Source organism: Agrococcus casei LMG 22410 (assembly GCF_900163565.1).
Taxonomy (GTDB): Bacteria; Actinomycetota; Actinomycetes; order Actinomycetales; family Microbacteriaceae; genus Agrococcus; species Agrococcus casei.
This window is the reverse complement of the sequence record NZ_FUHU01000036.1, coordinates 38,444-54,559: the sequence shown is the minus strand read 5'-3', so window position 1 is coordinate 54,559 and position 16,116 is coordinate 38,444. Positions and strand designations below refer to the sequence as shown.

Sequence of the window (16,116 nt, the reverse complement as noted above, 5' to 3'; positions counted from 1 at the left end):
TGAACAATGGCTGGAGCGGTGTGTCTGGCACGTCGCAGAACTCAGAGCCTGGGTAGCGTCATCAGTGACGGAAGCCGCGGCGCTTGGGTCGGGGCTTACTGCAAGTGGAAATCCAGCGTTAGGCAGCCCAAAATGACACAAGAGCAGCTTCGGCAAGATTCGACTGAGACCACCGACACAGACCTGAGGACGTTCGTGCTTGACACGAGCGTCCTTCTCTCTGATCCGGGTGCACTGCACCGGTTCGCAGAGCACGAGGTCGTCATCCCGGTCGTCGTGATCGCCGAACTCGAGAAGAAGCGCCACGACCCCGAGATCGGCTACTTCGCCCGCAAGGCGCTGCGCAATCTCGACGAGCTTCGCGATGTGCACGAGCGTCTCGACTTTCCGGTGCCCACCGAGAACGGCGGAACACTGCGGGTCGAGCTCAACCACTCGAGCCAGCAGGTGCTGCCGAGCGGGCTGCAGATGGGCGACAACGACTCGCGCATCCTCGCCGTCGCCATGAACCTCGCGGGCGACGGCTTCGACGTCTGCGTCGTGTCGAAGGACATGCCGATGCGCGTCAAGGCGTCGTCGATCGGATTGGCGGCTGAAGAGTATCTCGCTGAGCAGGCCATCGAGTCGGGCTGGACCGGCACCGAGCAGATCACGCTCTCGGGGGCCGACGTGAACGAGCTGTACGAGCAGGACGAGATCCTGAGCGACGTCGTCAGCGACGTGCCCGTCAACACCGGTCTCGTGATCTCGTCGGAGCGGGGCAGCGCACTCGGCCGAGTGACGCAGCCGGGCCGCATCGGACTCGTGCGCGGCGACCGCGACCTGTTCGGCCTGCACGGCCGCTCTGCCGAGCAGCGCCTCGCGATCGACCTGCTGCTCGACCCCACGGTCGGCATCGTCTCGATGGGCGGCTCAGCAGGAACAGGCAAGAGCGCACTCGCCCTGGCAGCCGGGCTCGAAGCCGTGCTCGAGCGTCGTCTGCACAAGAAGATCATCGTCTTCCGTCCGCTCTACGCGGTCGGCGGCCAGGAGCTCGGCTACCTTCCGGGCGACCAGTCAGAGAAGATGAACCCGTGGGGCCAGGCGATCTATGACACGCTCGGCGCATTCGTCAGCGAGAACGTGCTCGACGAGGTCGCTGAGCGCGGAATGCTCGAAGTGCTGCCGCTGACGCACATCCGCGGACGCAGCCTGCACGACGCGTTCGTGATCGTCGACGAGGCGCAGTCGCTCGAGCGCAACGTCCTGCTGACGGTGCTCAGCCGCATCGGCCAGAACTCGCGAGTGGTGCTGACGCACGACGTCGCGCAGCGCGACAACCTGCGCGTCGGTCGCCACGACGGTGTCGCGAGCGTGATCGAGACGCTGAAGGGACACAAGCTGTTCGGTCACGTGACGCTGACGCGGTCCGAGCGCAGCGAGATCGCAGCACTCGTGACAAGCCTGCTGGAGGGGTAGCCGTGGAGGATGGGCAACGTCGTGAAGGCGTGATGCTCCGACGCAGCACGCGGCTGTCGTTGGCAATAGTGCTTGCCGCGATGCTCAGCGGGTGTTCACAGCTATCTGGAGGCGGGCCTCTGGTGAGCCTCGAAGATGGCACAGGTCTGAACTGCACGCCCGCAGACGCCGAGGGCCGCGCCATGATTGGCTTCAGCCATGTGGCCAATGAATCAGGGCGCAGTCTCAGCATCGTTGGCGCCGAACTCATCGACGCACAAGGGCTTGAGCTCATAGGGTTCGAGCTGAGGCAGCCAGACGATCCAGACGCCCACATGGTCGGCGCTTCGTACGACGACTTCGGCCCCGGTGCCTTCTCAGAGCCGATTGCAGTCGACGCAGGCGGGGAGCTCGTCGTCGTTGTCGGTCTCAGCAACCTGGGTGACGAGCTCGGCAGCGCCAAGGGTGTCGAGCTGACCTACCAAGCGGCCGGTGGCTCAGGCACCAGAACGATGCAGACCGCGTACGCATTGGAAGTCGCGCCCGCCGGCGAAGTCTGCTGACTGCCGGAAGGGCAACCCCGAAAGACCGCATCAGACGGACGGCCCTGTGGAGAGATTCTGCAGGGCCGTTCGCGTACTGCCTACAGTGCCCGTGTGACCGTGCACCAAGATGAGGCCCCGACGCTCGTCCCTCGAGACTGGCAGCTGACGATGCTCGACGGGGTGCTCGGCACGGCGCTGGCGGCGGCTGCGGTGCTCGCAGCGCTGGCCGCCGGCTACGGGCCCGTCAGCACGATCGCGGTGGCCGCATGCGCACTCGCCGCCCCCGCGCTGACCCGCATCGATGTCTCTGTGCGGCGGCTGCCGAATCCGATCACCCTTCCGCTGCTCGTGCTGGGGCTCGCCTCTGCACTCTGGCAGCTGGCCGTCGGCAACTGGGCCGGGCCGGTCGCGGCGCTCGCGATCACGCTGCTGCTGTTCGTCATGTCGCTCGCAGGCGGCATGGGCATGGGCGACGTGAAGCTGACCGGTGCGCTGGCGCTTGCGGTGGCCGAAATCGCCTGGATGCCGCTGACCGGGCTCGTGGCGTCGTTCGTGTCGGCCGGGCTCGTCGGCATCGTCGCGCTCATCCGCGGAAGGCGTCGGCTGCCGTTCGGGCCGTTCCTGGTTGCAGGGTTCGCGGCGGCCCTCGCACTGCAATTGTTTCGGTAGGTTACGCACCGATTCACGGAGGCTCCGGATGCGCTCCTACTGTGAGAGCAGTCGTCACCTGCACCAGCAGGCACCAGCATGAAGGAGCACCCCATGAAGCGTTCACTGAAGCTCGCGGCCGTCGCCGCGACACTCGCACTCGGACTGACCGCGTGCGGCAGCGGAGGCGGAGACGCTGAAGCAGAGCTCGGCACCCCCGAGAACCCCGTGCGCATCGGCACCGTCAGCGCCGGCGAGCCCTACTGGGAGACCTTCAAGTCAGCGGTCGAGGCAGAGGGCATCAGCGTCGAGCTGGTCAACTTCACCGACTACAGCCAGCCGAACCCGGCGCTGTCGGAGGGCGAGATCCACCTGAACCAGTTCCAGCACATCATCTTCCTGGCGCAGTACAACGAGGCTTCGGGCGAAGACCTGCAGGCAGTCGGCTCGACCGCCACGTACCCGCTCGCGCTCTACTCGAACGAGTTCGACAGCCCCGAGGCGATTCCCGACGGCGAGACCGTGATCGTGCCGAACGACGAGACCAACCAGGCACGTGCGCTGCTCGTGCTGCAGTCGGTCGGCCTCATCGAGCTGGCAGACGGCGGCAGCCCCTACTCGACGCTCAACGACATCGAGGACTCGTCGAGAGTCAAGGTCGAAGCCGTTGACGCAGCGCTCACGGCGAGCAGCCTCGTCGATGTTGCCGCAGCCATCATCAACAACGACTTCGTGACGGATGCAGGGCTCACGGCAGAAGACGCCATCGCGCAGGACGACCCGTCCGACCCGTCGACGCAGCCCTACGTCAACATCTGGGCCACGTCGGCTGACCAGGTCGACAACCCCGTGTTCGCGCAGATCATCGAGATCTACCACGGCAACCAGGAGGTCATCGACGGCGTGCTCGAGTCATCGGGCAACACCGCTGAGATCGTCGACCTGCCCGCGGCAGACCTCAACACGACGCTCGCCGACGTGCAGACCGCATACACCGAAGCGCAGTAGCGCGAGAGGAGCCGGAAGGCATCCACATGACAGCCCACATCAGCATTCGCGAAGTGAGCAAGACGTATCCCCCCGCCAAGCGCGGGGGGAGCGCCGTTGAAGCCGTTCGAAGTGTCTCAGTCGATGTTGCCAAGGGCGAGATCCTCGGTGTCGTCGGCTACTCCGGCGCGGGCAAGTCGACGCTCGTTCGCCTCATCAATGCGCTCGAGCCCGTGTCGAGCGGCTACATCGAGATCGACGGCGTCGACATCACGTCGCTGAAGTCCAGGCAGCAGCGCGAGATGCGACGGGGGATCGGCATGATCTTCCAGAGGTTCAACCTCCTGCGCTCGCGCACCGTCGCGGGCAACGTCTCGTACGCGCTCGAAGTGGCGGGCACGCCGAAGGCTCAGCGTGCGGCTCGAGTCAAGGAGCTACTCGACTTCGTCGGCCTGGGAGACAAGGCCGACAATCACCCGGAGCAGCTCTCAGGCGGACAGCAGCAGCGCGTCGGAATCGCACGCGCGCTCGCTGCCGAGCCGGGCATCCTGCTCGCCGACGAGGCCACAAGCGCACTCGACCCCGAGACGACCGACGAGGTGCTGTCACTGCTGCAGCGGGTCAACCGCGAGCTCGGCATCACGATCGTGCTCATCACGCACGAGATGGAAGTGATCGCGAAGATCGCCGACCGCGTCGTCGTGATGGAGCGAGGCGGCATCGTCGAAGCGGGCGAGACGTACGACGTGTTCACGAACCCGCAGTCGCCCGTGACCAAGCGGTTCGTGGCGACCGTCGTGCGGGCGCTGCCTTCTGGTGACGACCTGGCGCGCCTGCGCGAGGCCCACGGCGGCCGCTTCTTCACGATCGAGTTCAGCGACGACAGCGCAAGCGAGGCGCGCGTGTTCAGGGCGCTGAACCGCGAAGGAGCTGAGTTTCAGCTCATCCACGGCGGCATCGACGACATCAGGGGCCGCATCTACGGGCGCCTGCTGATCGCGGTGCACGGCGACGACGACGCGATCGCGCGAGCGTTCGCCGCGGTTGCCAAGACCATTCGGATCACGGAGGTGGAGTGACCATGGACGGACTCGAGAAACTCATCGACCTGATGCCGCAGTTCCTGTCGGACACCGGCAAGACCTTCTACATCGTCGGCCTCAGCATGATCTTCGGCGGCATCGGCGGTCTGATCATCGGCACGACCCTCTACGTGACCCGCAGCGGAGGCGTGCTCGCGAACCGCGCGGTGCAGGCCATTGCCGGGTTCGTCGTGAACTTCTTCAGGCCCATTCCCTTCCTGATCTTCATCGCAGTCGCCCAGCCGCTCGCTCGCGCGATCGTCGGCACAGGCATCGGCGACGAGGCGGCGATCGTGGCGATCTCGGTGGCCGCGTCGTTCGGCATCGGACGCATCGTCGAGCAGAACCTCGTGTCTGTCGACCCGGGTGTGATCGAGGCTGCGCGGGCCATGGGAGCAGGGCCGTGGCGCATCATCCGCACGGTGATCCTGCCCGAGGCGTTCGGTCCGCTGATCCTCGGCTACACGTTCGCGACCATCGCCGTGATCGACATGTCGGCTGTCGCCGGCTTCATCGGCTCCGGCGGCCTCGGCAACTTCGCGATCGTGTACGGCTACCGCCAGTACAACGACTGGGCCACATGGGCAGCCGTGCTCATCATCGTCATCATCGTGTCGATCGTGCAGGCGCTCGGCAACGCGTGGTCGCGCAAGGTGATGCGGCGGTAGCTGCAGCAGCGCACCGAGGGGCTTCGCCGGGATTGGATCCCGAGCGGAGCCCCTTCTTGCTTTCTGGCCGTAGTTCAGGCGTCGTGTTGGTTACGATTCTCGCGAATTGTGTCCAAAGCTGATCTTCCGTGTTACGATTTCGGCAGATATCCGTCTTGGGCGGGCAGAATTGGATCCACACAAGGAGGTCGTGGAGTGTCTCAGACAAGCAGCACGAAGGTGCGAGAGCAGCCCGAGAAGCGCGGTGTCTTGCTCACGCTGGCAGAATTCTTCAGCAAGCTGGTGCGGCGCTATCTGCCCGACCCGCTGGCCATCGCGATCATCCTGACGATCCTCTCAGTGGTGCTGGCTCTGACCGTCGGCCGCTCGAACCCGCTTGACGTCATCTCGTACTGGGGCGGCGGGTTCTGGGATCTGCTGGCATTCGGCATGCAGGTGGTGCTCATCATCCTGACTGGCTTCCTGCTGGCGAAGACCCCGGTGGTCGACAAGCTGCTGACGCGTCTGGCACGGTTGCCGAAGGGGAATCTGAGCGCGATCGTGCTGATCGTGGTCCTTACGGGAATCGCCAGCTGGCTGCAGTGGGGCTTCGGCCTCATCATCGGAACGATCATCGCGCAGAAGGTCGCCGCGAACGTGCGCACGCTTCACTATCCGCTTGCGATCGCATCCGCGTACTCAGGATTCGTCGTCTATGGCATGGGGATCTCGGCGACTATCCCGTTGTTGATCAACACAGAAGGTCACTTCCTGCAGGATCAGATGGGAGTCGTGGGTCTTGACCAGACGGTGTTCCACCCGGTTATCATCCTGACGACGGTCTTCACCCTGGTCTCGATGCCCTTCGTGCTTGCGCTGATGCATCCGAAGGATCCGAAGAAGGTCATCCTGATCGACCCGAAGGTGCTCGAGATCAAGAAGCCGGCGAACGCCAATGCCGGTGACAAGTCGTTCGGTCAGCGCGTGAACGAGTCGCCTGTGCTGGGCATCGCGGCGGGCCTGCTCGGGCTGACGTACTCGGTCATCTACTTCGTCGGCGGGGGGTCGATCGACCTCGACTCAGTGAACTTCCTGTTCCTGATGCTTGCGTTCCTGCTGTTCGGACGACCCTCGAGCTTCATCACGGCTGTGGCCGAAGGGGTGAAGACGGTCGGTGGCGTCATCGTGCAGTACCCGTTCTATGCCGGCATCATGGCGATCCTCGTCGGATCGGGACTGGTGGTGACGTTCTCGGAGATGTTCGCAGCGATCTCGTCGCCGCTCACGCTGCCGCTGTTCTCGTTCCTGTCAGCGGGTGCCATCAATCTTCTGGTGCCTTCGGGCGGTGGCCAGTTCGCGGTGCAGGGCCCTGTTGTAGTCGAAGCCGCACACGCGATCGACGCGAACGTTGCGGCAACAGCGATGGCCGTGTCAGTCGGTGACCAGTGGACGAACATGCTGCAGCCGTTCTTCCTCCTCCCGGTGCTGGCGCTCTCGAAGCTGAAGCTGACCGACGTGCTCGGCTACACGATCATGATGCTCTTCTACACGGGAATCATCTTCTCGGTGTCGATGCTGGTCTATGCCTGGGTCATGCCCTGATGCAGTGATCACGAAAGAGGCCGGCAGCGGAAATGCATCCGCTGCCGGCCTCATATAACGTCATCACTCGAAGACGCCGGGCAGACGGTCGAGCTCTCGCAGGGTGCGTCGGATGTGCATCGCGAGCACGCTCGAGGCCTCCTGGGCGTCGTTTGAGCGGATGGCCGCGATCATCAGCCGGTGGTCGAGGTCTGCACGCCGGTCGCCGGCGTTGCGCGAGGCGGCGACGAACTGGCGCCGGTAGTGCTGCGTGCGGTTCCACAGCTCTGTTGCCATCACCTCGAGCACGAGCGTGTCGGCGCCGGAATACGAGAGCAGGTGAAACTGCCTGTCGAGCAGGATGAAGGCGTCTGCATCCGTCGTCTGCTCCATCTGCTCTGCGAGCTCTTCGAGCCTGTCGACCGTCTCGGACGCGAGGCCCGCGATGCTGTACTGCAGCAGCAGCGGCTCAATGCGCTCCCTGATCCCGTACAGCTCAGTGACTTCTGCCGCGCTCAGCTTGGCAACCCACGCGCCGGAGTTCGCCACGAGGGTGACGAGCCCTTCTGCCGCAAGCGTGCGCAGCGCCTCGCGAACAGGCACGCGGCTGGCGCCGAACCGCGCAGCGAGCTCTTCCTGGCGCAGGCGCTCACCGGGGGCGAGGTCGCCTTTCAGGATGGCGTCGCGGATGCCCTGTGCGACTCGCGCACCTGACTGGCCATGGGCTGGCTCGTGTTCTGGGGTTCTCGCTGCGGGTGTTGTCACACGGCTATTCTGCCGGATGCGCGGGGTGCCAGAGCTTCACAGGGGCTTCGGTCTCGTAGGACTTGCCGGTCGGGAAGCTGACGAGCTCGAAGTACATGCCCCAGGGTGCCGTGAAGTAGACCCAGCGCTGGCCTGCCGCAGGGCCGGCCGAATCGATGGGCTCGCCGAGCACGGCCACGCCCTCTCGGCGAAGGTGCGCGACCGCCGCATCCATGTCGTCGACGTACAGGGCGACATGGTGGCCGCCGATGTCGCTGTTGCGGGGCATGTCAGCCTGGCCGTCAGCAGCGCCATAGGTGAAGACCTCGAAGTTCGAGCCGTTGCCGAGTCGGTAGAACCGGATCTCGGTGATCTTCGTCCGCGGGTGCACATCAAGCTGCCGCTGCATCCAGTCGTCGTCGCCGTCCTTGCCGGGCAGCGAGTAGACGTGGTCTGCGCCGAGCACCCTGACGAAGAAGTCATGTGCGGCATCCATGTCGGGAACAGTGATGCCGATGTGGTCTGAGCCGCGGAGCCCTGGGATCATTGCGCAACCTCTCTGTCAGCAATGGATTCATTGCAAGCGTGATTCCTTGATTCTGCCACATGGATTGCCGCAGTTCCCTATCTATTGGATCCAATCATGCGATATGCTTGCCCAAGCCGTACAGCAGAGACGTTGAGACAAGGAGGGGCAACGATGCCCGAACGCCGCCGATTGACCACTGGTGTCGACTGGATTCAGTTCGACACGACTCCCGAGGACTGGAAGGCGCAGGACCCTCAGCTGCTTCGCACGATGCTGGGACAGCTGCATCTCATCCGCGCATTCGAAGAGCGGCTGCTGCAGCTCTCGAGCCAGGCGCTCGTGCACGGTCCCGTGCACTCGAGCATCGGGCAGGAGGGCGGAGCGGTCGGCTCGATCATCGGGCTCTCGAGCGACGACGCGGTCAGCGGCTCGCACCGCGGACACCACCAGTTTCTCGCGAAGGCCATCGGCCATGTCTCGCAGGGCTCGCTGGATCTCGACGCCCTCGTCGACACCGAGCTGCGGGCGGTGCTCAAGCGCACCATGGCCGAGATCCTCGGACTCAAGCAGGGCTTCTCAGGCGGCCGAGGCGGTTCGATGCACCTGCAGTGGCTCGAGGCAGGCGCACTCGGCACGAATGCAATCGTCGGCGGAGGCGCGCCCATGGCAGCAGGCAACGCCATGGCCCAGCAGCGCGCGGGCACCGATCGGCTGACACTCAACTATCTCGGCGACGGCGCCGCACAGATCGGATCCGTGCTCGAGACCATGAACCTGGCGGCCGCATGGAAACTGCCGTTCGGCCTGTTCATCGAGAACAACCGCTACGCAGTGTCGACCAATGCCGACGAGGTGACTGCCGACTCGCGATTCTCTGTGCGCGGACAGGGCTTCGGCATCCCGTCTTGGCGCGTCGACGGCATGAACCCGCTCGCCGTCCACCTCGCGATGCAGGAGGCCTCGGAGCGCATGCGAGCAGGCGACGGCCCCGCCATCGTCGAAGCAGACGTCTACCGGTTCTTTCACCAGAACGGCCCGTTCCCGGGCAGCGCATTCGGCTACCGCACGAAGCAGGAGGAGTCGGAGTGGAAGGCGCGCGATCCGCTGGATCGCATGGCGACCGAGCTGCTCGCGCTCGACCTGATCGATGAAGCCGGCATCAAGGCTGTGCGCGCTCAGGCCAGGGAGGCCATGCAGGAGATCTCGGACGAGTTCGTCGAAGACGACCCCGAGCACGACGGCAAGCAGCGCATCGTGCCCGACCTGTGGCCAGACCCGGCGACCGTCGACGACGGCATTCGCGGCGATGCTTCTGAGCTCAGCGAGCTCGAAGCCCTCGAGCCGTCCGACATCGAAGGCGAATGGCGCGATGTGAAGTTCGTCGATGCCGTGGCCGAGGTGATGGACCGTCGCATGGGTGCAGACGATCGCATCCTGGTCATGGGAGAAGACGTGCACCGTCTCGGCGGCGGCACCAACGGAGCCACCAAGGGGCTGGTCGACAAGCACGGAGCAGACCGTGTGATCGGCACACCGATCAGCGAGAACGCGTTCTTCGGCTTCGGCACAGGGCTCGCCCTCGACGGACGCTACCGCCCAGTGGTCGAGTTCATGTACCCCGACTTCATGTGGGTCGCGGCCGACCAGGTCTTCAACCAGGCCGGCAAGGTGCGGCACATGTTCGGCGACAACAACACGGTTCCGCTCGTGCTGCGCACGAAAGTCGCCATGGGCATCGGCTACGGGTCGCAGCACCTCATGGACCCGGCGGGCATCTTCGCGACGCAGCCGGGCTGGCGCATCGTGGCCGCTTCGAGCGCAGCTGACTACGTGGGCCTCATGAACGCGGCGCTTGCGCTCGAGGATCCCGTGCTCGTCATCGAGCATGTCGACCTGTACGGGCGAGAGGACAGGCTGCCTGAAGTCGACCTCGACTACGTGATCGCGCCAGGGTCAGCCGCCGTCAAGCGGGAGGGGTCCGAGATGACGGTGCTCACGTACCTCTCGATGGTGCACCACTCGCTGGAGGCTGCCGAAGAGACCGGCGTCGACGCTGAGGTGATCGACCTGCGCTGGCTCGATCGTGCCTCGCTCGACTGGGACACGGTCGGAGAGAGCATCCGCAAGACGGGCAATGTCGTGATCGTCGAGCAGGGAGCCCGCGACACCGGCTACGGCGCCTGGCTCGCCGACGAGATCCAGCGCCGCTTCTTCGACTGGCTCGACCAGCCCGTGCAGCGCGTCACCGGCGGTGTCGCATCGCCGTCGATCTCGAAGGTGCTCGAGCGCGCCGCCATCGCGAAGACCGAAGAGGTCGTCGCAGGATTCGAAGAGACTCGCAAGAACTGGGGAGGCCGAGCATGAGTGCCGTCGTCAAGATGCCGCAGCTGGCGGCCGGAGAAGAGACAGCGACAGTCCAGGCATGGCTGGTCGCAGCAGGCGACACAGTCGCCGAGGGGCAGGGCATCGCCGAGATCGAGACCGAGAAGGCAGTCGTCGACTTCGAAGCCGAGAGCGAAGGCGTGTTCGCGGGGCACCTCGTGGAGGCCGGCGAGACAGTCGACGTCGGCACGCCGATCGCTGTGATCGCAGCCGAGGGCGAGGATCTCGAGGCTGCGCTCGCCGAGCATGGCGGAACGGCAGCAGCCGAGGCTGAGACAGAGGCTGCCGAGGCTGAGCCCGAGGCTGACGCCGAGCAGGAAGAAGCTGAGCCCGAGGAGAGCCGTCCCGTCGAGGGCGCCCGCCGGTTCGCGAGCCCCCTGGCCCGCAAGCTCGCGAAGGAGCGCGGGCTCGAGCTCGACGACCTCGTCGGCTCAGGCCCCGGCGGCCGGATAGTCAGGCGCGACGTCGACGCGCACGAGTCTGCGGAACCGAAGCCCGCGTCGACTGCCGAGGCTGCCGCATCCGTCGCTTCGGCCCCGGCTTCTGCAGGCGCCGCCTTCGAAGACGTGCCGCACACGAGAATGCGCAAGGCGATCGCTCGCAGGTTGACCGAGAGCAAGGGCACGGTGCCCCACTACTACTTGTCAGCGGACGTGCGAATGGATGCGCTGCTCGAGTTGCGCAAGCAGGCGAATGAGACGAGTCCGGTCAAGATCTCGGTGAACGACTTCGTGATCAAGGCTGTCGCCGCGTCCCTGCAGGACGTTCCCGAGGCGAATTCGATCTGGACTGACGACGCGGTGAGGAAGTTTTCGGGCGTCGATATCTCCGTTGCGGTGTCGGTTCCTGGTGGCCTGGTCACACCGGTGCTTCGGTCAGTGCATTCGAAATCGCTCAGCACGATCAGCGTCGAGATGAAGGATTATGCGTTGCGTGCGCGTGAGGGCTCATTGAAGCAAGACGAACTTGTTGGAGGGTCGTTCTCAGTGTCGAACCTCGGCATGTACGGCACCCGCGAGTTTTCAGCCATCATCAACCCGCCGCAGTCGGGCATTCTGGCAGTCGGAGCCGCGAGCAAGCGGGCAGTCGTCGACGCCGACGGAGAGCTGGGCGTGGCCACAGTCATGACGGTGACACTTTCGGCCGACCATCGCGTGCTCGACGGTGCGCTCGCGGCCGAGTGGCTCGCTGCGTTCGTCATCCGTGTCGAGCGTCCGGTCGGTCTGCTCGTCTGACGCGATCGTGACGCTCGCGCAGTCGTGTACGGTTATCGCCAGCACAGAGGGCGCAAGCAGGGGTGGCAGCAGTGATCGATGAGAGCGACGAGCAGGTCGAGCACGCACGGGTGCGCCGGGGTCGTGGACAGCGGGCAGGGCTCACGCTGGGTCGCATCGTCGCTGTCGCGCGCACAATTCCTGTCGAGCAGCTCTCGATGCAGGCAGTGGCCGACAGGCTGGGCGTCGACCGCAAGGCTCTCAACCACCACATCGGCGGCCGCGACAGTCTGCTGAAGGTGCTCGCACTCGACTCGTTTCGCGGTTCGTTTTCGATCGAAGAGCTGACCGAGAGCAAGGACTGGAGCGAAGCCTGCAGGTCGTTCGCACGCAGCTTCGTCAGCGCGACCATCCAAGCAGGGCCGCTCATCGACTACATCGAGGTCGACGACGGCACGTCGACGTGGTTTCTCGAAGTGACCGAAGCGCTATTCGCCCGCCTGCACGAAGCGGGCTTCGATGATGTGACCGCCAAGCGGTCGATGGTGCTGCTGACGAACTTCTGCTTCAGCCACTCACGCGACGTCGTAGGCGACAGAAGCGGTGAGCAGATGCGACGCATCGAGATGCTGCGCACTGGCCTCCAGCGAGCGGCTCCTGCCGCGGAGGACTTTCCGCACCTGCAGCGAATCGGTCTCAGCGTGACCGACACGTACGGCGAAGACCAATTTGCGTTCGGGCTCGAGCTGCTGCTCGACGGCATGAAGGCGAGGCTCAGCGCAGGGTGAGCCCCGTGTACTCAGCCGCGAACGCCAGCTGCTGTGCGTACTCGTCGACCTGTGCGCTCTTCGGCTTTCCCATGCCGTGACCGGCACGAGTGTCGACAGCGAGCAGGATGGGGGCGTCGCCTCGCTGAGCGCGCTGCAGGGTGGCTGCGAACTTCAGGGAGTGTGCAGGCACCACTCGGTCGTCGTGATCGCCCGTCGTGATGAGCGTCGGCGGGTACTCGCGCTCAACGGTGTTGTGCAGGGGCGAGTACGCGCGAAGATACTCGGCGACCGCCTCGTCGTCGGGGTCGCCGTAGTCGCTGATCCACGCCCATCCGATCGTGAAGAGGTGAAAGCGCAGCATGTCGAGCACGCCGACAGCCGGCATCACGGCATCCCAGAGCTCGGGGCGCTGCGTCAGGGCAGCGCCGGAGAGCAGCCCGCCGTTCGACCGGCCGTGCAGGGCAATGCGGTCGGAGATGCCGGCCTCGCGAATGTGCTCGGCGACTGCATAGAGGTCGTCGAAGACGTTCTGCTTCTGCTGCTTCGTGCCGGCCTTGTGCCATTCTGATCCGAACTCCCCGCCGCCGCGCAGATTCGGAATCACGAGCGTGCCACCGGCGTCGACCCACGCAGCAAACAGCGCACGGAAGCCGGGGTTGAGGGGGATGTTGAAGCCGCCGTAGCCCCAGAGCAGCGTCGGGGCCGGTGCGTCGGCTGCGCTCCCGCGCACCACGAATGCGGGCACGACGGTGCCGTCCTTGCTCGTGGCGCGAATGCGCTCGGTCTGGACCGCCGACGCGCCCTGCGCCGTGTGCGCGTCGACGCGAACCGTGTGCGGCCCATCCGTCTCGACCATGTACGCGGTGCCCGGGTCGACGAACGTCTGGGCGTCGACGAAGAGGCTGGGGGAGTCGCTGTCGCCGCTGATGCCGGTGATCGCGATGCCCTCGGGAAGCGGCACGGGGGCGCTCTGCTCACCGTCGAGCGAGAAGAGGTCGAGGCGGTGACTGGCGTCGTGCGAGAACACGACCGCGATGGCACCGCGCACGAGCGTGGCGTCGAGCAGCACGTCGGTGGCGTGCTCGGGCACGATCACCGAGCGCTCGCCTGAGACCAGGTCGAACGAGTCGAGGCGGTAGCGAGCGGCGCCTGAGTCGGTGATGACGAAGAGGCGGTCGTCGAGGATGCCGATGGGCGTCCACTCGTGCTCGTGCCCGTCGACCAGCTGCAGCGCCAGATAGTCGTCGTGAGCCCGCACCTGCAGGTCGTTGCCGCTCGACGATCCGGTGTCGGTCGAGAGCACGAACCAGTCATCGCTCGGCGGATGGTGGCGTGCGAACATACGTGGGTCTTCTGACTCCCACAGCACGGTCACGCTGTCGTCTTCTGTCGTGGGGTCGGTGTCGGCGCCCACCTGGTGCACCTTGAGACGGCCGTGGCCCATCGAGTCGGTCAGGGCGTTGCCGTCGGGAGCGTCGTAGGCCCAGTACGTGAACGAGCTGCCATCGGGCATCCACTGCGGGCGGTTCCACTTGCACCACTCGATGGCGTCGTCGAGGGTCTCGAGCGTCTCGAGGTCGAGCACGCGGATGGTGAACCAGTCAGAGCCGGCATCGGCGACGGTGTACGCCATGAGGGTGCCGTCCTGGTTGAAGCTGTTGGCATTGACGGCCACGGTGCCGTCGTCGGAGAGCCTGTTCGGGTCGAGCACGCTCTCGGCGTCGGCGAGCCCGGCGAACGTCTTCGCGCGCACGAGCTCGGGCTGATCGCGGCTGTCGCTGCGCCATGCGTACACCCAGTCGCCCGCCTCGGTCACGCCGCGGAGCACCTTGGCCGAGAGCAGCTTCGCGACGCTCGTGCTGAACGCCTCGAGCGTCGAGAGGCCCGCGAGCACAGGCTGCGACGCCTCGTTCTGGGCCTCGATGAAGGCCTTGGTCTCGGCTGAATCGGCGTCTTCCATCCAGCGGTACGGGTCGTCGGGGTTCTCGTCGCTTCGGCGTGCCGCGGGGTAGGGGTTCATGCCTCCAACCTACATGCGCGCGTGACTCCTGCAGGAGGTCGAGAGCTGGCCGAATGCAGCAACGGGGCCAGCCGCCGTGCGGCCGACCCCGTTGCTGAAATGCAGTGCTACTTGGCGACGCCCGGGTGGGTCATCGAAAGCAGGTCGAGCCCCTTGTCGAGGTCGGCCTCGGTGATGTCGCCGCGCTCGACGTAGCCGAGGTCGATGACTGCCTCGCGCACCGTGATGCCCTTGGCGACCGAGTGCTTCGCGATCTTCGCAGCAGCCTCGTAGCCGATGAGGCGGTTGAGCGGGGTGACGGTCGACGGGCTCATGCCGGCCAGCGTCGCAGCGCGCTCGAGGTTGGCCTCGATGCCCTTGACGGTCTTGTCGGCGAGCACGACGGATGCGTTCGACAGCAGACGGATCGACTCGAGCAGTGCGGTGCCCATGATCGGGATCTGCACGTTGAGCTCGAACGTGCCGGTTGCGCCGGCCCATGCGATCGCAGCGTCGTTGCCGATGACACGCGAGCAGACCATGAGGACTGCCTCGGGGATGACCGGGTTGACCTTGCCGGGCATGATCGACGAGCCGGGCTGCAGGTCGGGCAGCTGGATCTCGCCGAGGCCGGTGTTGGGGCCGGAGCCCATCCAACGAAGGTCGTTGTTGATCTTCGTCAGCGAGACGGCAATGGTGCGCAGCGCGCCCGATGCCTCGACCAGGCCGTCGCGGTTGGCCTGTGCCTCGAAGTGGTTGCGCGCCTCGGTGATCGGGAGGCCGCTCGACTCTGCGAGCTCGGCGATGACCTTCTCGGGGAAGCCGACGGGGGTGTTGATGCCGGTGCCGACTGCGGTGCCGCCCTGCGGAACCTCAGCGACGCGGGGGAGTGCCGCGTCGATGCGCTCGATGCCGTAGCGCATCTGTGCGGCGAAACCGCCGAACTCCTGGCCGAGCGTCACGGGCGTTGCGTCCATCATGTGCGTGCGGCCGGGCTTGACTGCGTCTGCCCAGAGCTCTGCCTTCTCTTCGAAGGCCTCGGCGAGGTGCGCGAGTGCGGGCTTGAGGTCGTTGATCAGCGCGCCGGTGACGGCGACGTGCACCGAGGTCGGGAACACGTCGTTCGACGACTGCGATGCGTTGACGTGGTCGTTGGGGTGCACTTCTGCACCGCGGTGCTCGGTCGCGATGTGCGCGAGCACCTCGTTCATGTTCATGTTCGACGACGTGCCGGAGCCCGTCTGGTAGATGTCGATCGGGAACTGGTCGTGGTGTGCGCCGCCGATGACTTCGTCGGCTGCTGCCACGATGGCGTCGGCGATGTCGGCCTCGACGGTGCCGAGCTCGCGGTTGGCGATCGCGGCCGCGCGCTTGATGCGTGCGAGTGCCACGATGTGCGCGGGCTCGAGGCCCTGGCCCGAGATCGGGAAGTTCTCTACTGCGCGCTGCGTCTGTGCGGCGTAGAGCGCGTTCTTGGGCACGCGAACCTCGCCCATGGTGTCGTGTTCGATCCGGTATTCGGTCTCAGTCACAGCAGTCTGCCTTTCTTCG

At 65.7% G+C, this 16,116-nt stretch carries 14 protein-coding genes; 10 read left to right on the top strand and 4 right to left on the bottom strand.

The annotated features are described in order from the left end of the window. Positions 1 to 132: 132 nt before the first annotated feature. The 7 genes from CZ674_RS08595 to CZ674_RS08565 all read left to right on the top strand — a co-directional run bounded on the left by CZ674_RS08595 (position 133) and on the right by CZ674_RS08565 (position 6,948). Positions 133 to 1,458 carry a PhoH family protein gene (locus tag CZ674_RS08595; protein ID WP_086992107.1) on the top strand — a complete coding sequence of 442 codons (1,326 nt, stop codon included), beginning with the start codon at positions 133 to 135 and terminating at the stop codon, positions 1,456 to 1,458. A 122-nt stretch (positions 1,459 to 1,580) separates the two neighbouring features. After that, positions 1,581 to 2,000, top strand: a complete 420-nt coding sequence (locus CZ674_RS08590) for a hypothetical protein (RefSeq protein ID WP_086992106.1) — start codon at positions 1,581 to 1,583, stop codon at positions 1,998 to 2,000. Between the two features lie 93 nt (positions 2,001 to 2,093). After that, positions 2,094 to 2,651, top strand: a complete 558-nt coding sequence (locus CZ674_RS08585) for a prepilin peptidase (RefSeq protein WP_086992105.1) — start codon at positions 2,094 to 2,096, stop codon at positions 2,649 to 2,651. Between the two features lie 93 nt (positions 2,652 to 2,744). Then, positions 2,745 to 3,638, top strand: coding sequence for a MetQ/NlpA family ABC transporter substrate-binding protein (locus CZ674_RS08580; RefSeq protein ID WP_086992104.1), 894 nt, complete (start codon positions 2,745 to 2,747; stop codon positions 3,636 to 3,638). A gap of 26 nt (positions 3,639 to 3,664) precedes the next feature. Beyond that, positions 3,665 to 4,696 (top strand): methionine ABC transporter ATP-binding protein, encoded by a 1,032-nt coding sequence (locus tag CZ674_RS08575; RefSeq protein ID WP_086992103.1) that lies wholly within the window; start codon positions 3,665 to 3,667, stop codon positions 4,694 to 4,696. Positions 4,697 to 4,698: 2 nt separating this feature from the next. Beyond that, positions 4,699 to 5,367, top strand: a complete 669-nt coding sequence (locus tag CZ674_RS08570) for a methionine ABC transporter permease (protein WP_086992102.1) — start codon at positions 4,699 to 4,701, stop codon at positions 5,365 to 5,367. Between the two features lie 195 nt (positions 5,368 to 5,562). Further along, positions 5,563 to 6,948: a short-chain fatty acid transporter gene (locus CZ674_RS08565; protein ID WP_200810072.1), complete on the top strand. Its 1,386-nt coding sequence runs from the start codon at positions 5,563 to 5,565 to the stop codon at positions 6,946 to 6,948. A gap of 63 nt (positions 6,949 to 7,011) precedes the next feature. On the opposite strand, the gene CZ674_RS08560 is transcribed toward CZ674_RS08565, so the two are convergent. Next, complete coding sequence (locus tag CZ674_RS08560; RefSeq protein WP_086992101.1) at positions 7,012 to 7,692, bottom strand: GntR family transcriptional regulator; 681 nt, start codon at positions 7,690 to 7,692, stop codon at positions 7,012 to 7,014. Between the two features lie 4 nt (positions 7,693 to 7,696). Next, entirely contained in the window at positions 7,697 to 8,218 is a 522-nt protein-coding gene (locus CZ674_RS08555; protein ID WP_086992100.1) for a VOC family protein, read from the bottom strand. A gap of 153 nt (positions 8,219 to 8,371) precedes the next feature. Between CZ674_RS08555 and CZ674_RS08550 the strand changes: the two genes are divergently transcribed. The 3 genes from CZ674_RS08550 (at position 8,372) to CZ674_RS08540 (ending at position 12,584) form a co-directional block, all read left to right on the top strand. Further along, positions 8,372 to 10,564, top strand: coding sequence for an alpha-ketoacid dehydrogenase subunit alpha/beta (locus tag CZ674_RS08550; protein ID WP_086992099.1), 2,193 nt, complete (start codon positions 8,372 to 8,374; stop codon positions 10,562 to 10,564). Continuing rightward, entirely contained in the window at positions 10,561 to 11,817 is a 1,257-nt protein-coding gene (locus CZ674_RS08545) for a pyruvate dehydrogenase complex dihydrolipoamide acetyltransferase (protein ID WP_086992098.1), read from the top strand. The genes CZ674_RS08550 and CZ674_RS08545 overlap by 4 nt, the downstream gene beginning before the upstream one ends. A gap of 62 nt (positions 11,818 to 11,879) precedes the next feature. Continuing rightward, on the top strand, positions 11,880 to 12,584 hold the full coding sequence (locus CZ674_RS08540; RefSeq protein WP_086992097.1) for a TetR/AcrR family transcriptional regulator C-terminal domain-containing protein: 705 nt from the start codon (positions 11,880 to 11,882) through the stop codon (positions 12,582 to 12,584). Here CZ674_RS08540 and CZ674_RS08535 read toward each other — a convergent pair. Together CZ674_RS08535 and CZ674_RS08530 are read right to left on the bottom strand one after the other, a co-directional pair. Next, entirely contained in the window at positions 12,571 to 14,586 is a 2,016-nt protein-coding gene (locus tag CZ674_RS08535) for a prolyl oligopeptidase family serine peptidase (RefSeq protein WP_086992096.1), read from the bottom strand. The two genes, CZ674_RS08540 and CZ674_RS08535, sit on opposite strands and share 14 nt — an antisense overlap. 107 nt (positions 14,587 to 14,693) lie before the next feature. Beyond that, positions 14,694 to 16,097 (bottom strand): class II fumarate hydratase, encoded by a 1,404-nt coding sequence (locus CZ674_RS08530; protein ID WP_086992095.1) that lies wholly within the window; start codon positions 16,095 to 16,097, stop codon positions 14,694 to 14,696. Positions 16,098 to 16,116: the final 19 nt, after the last annotated feature.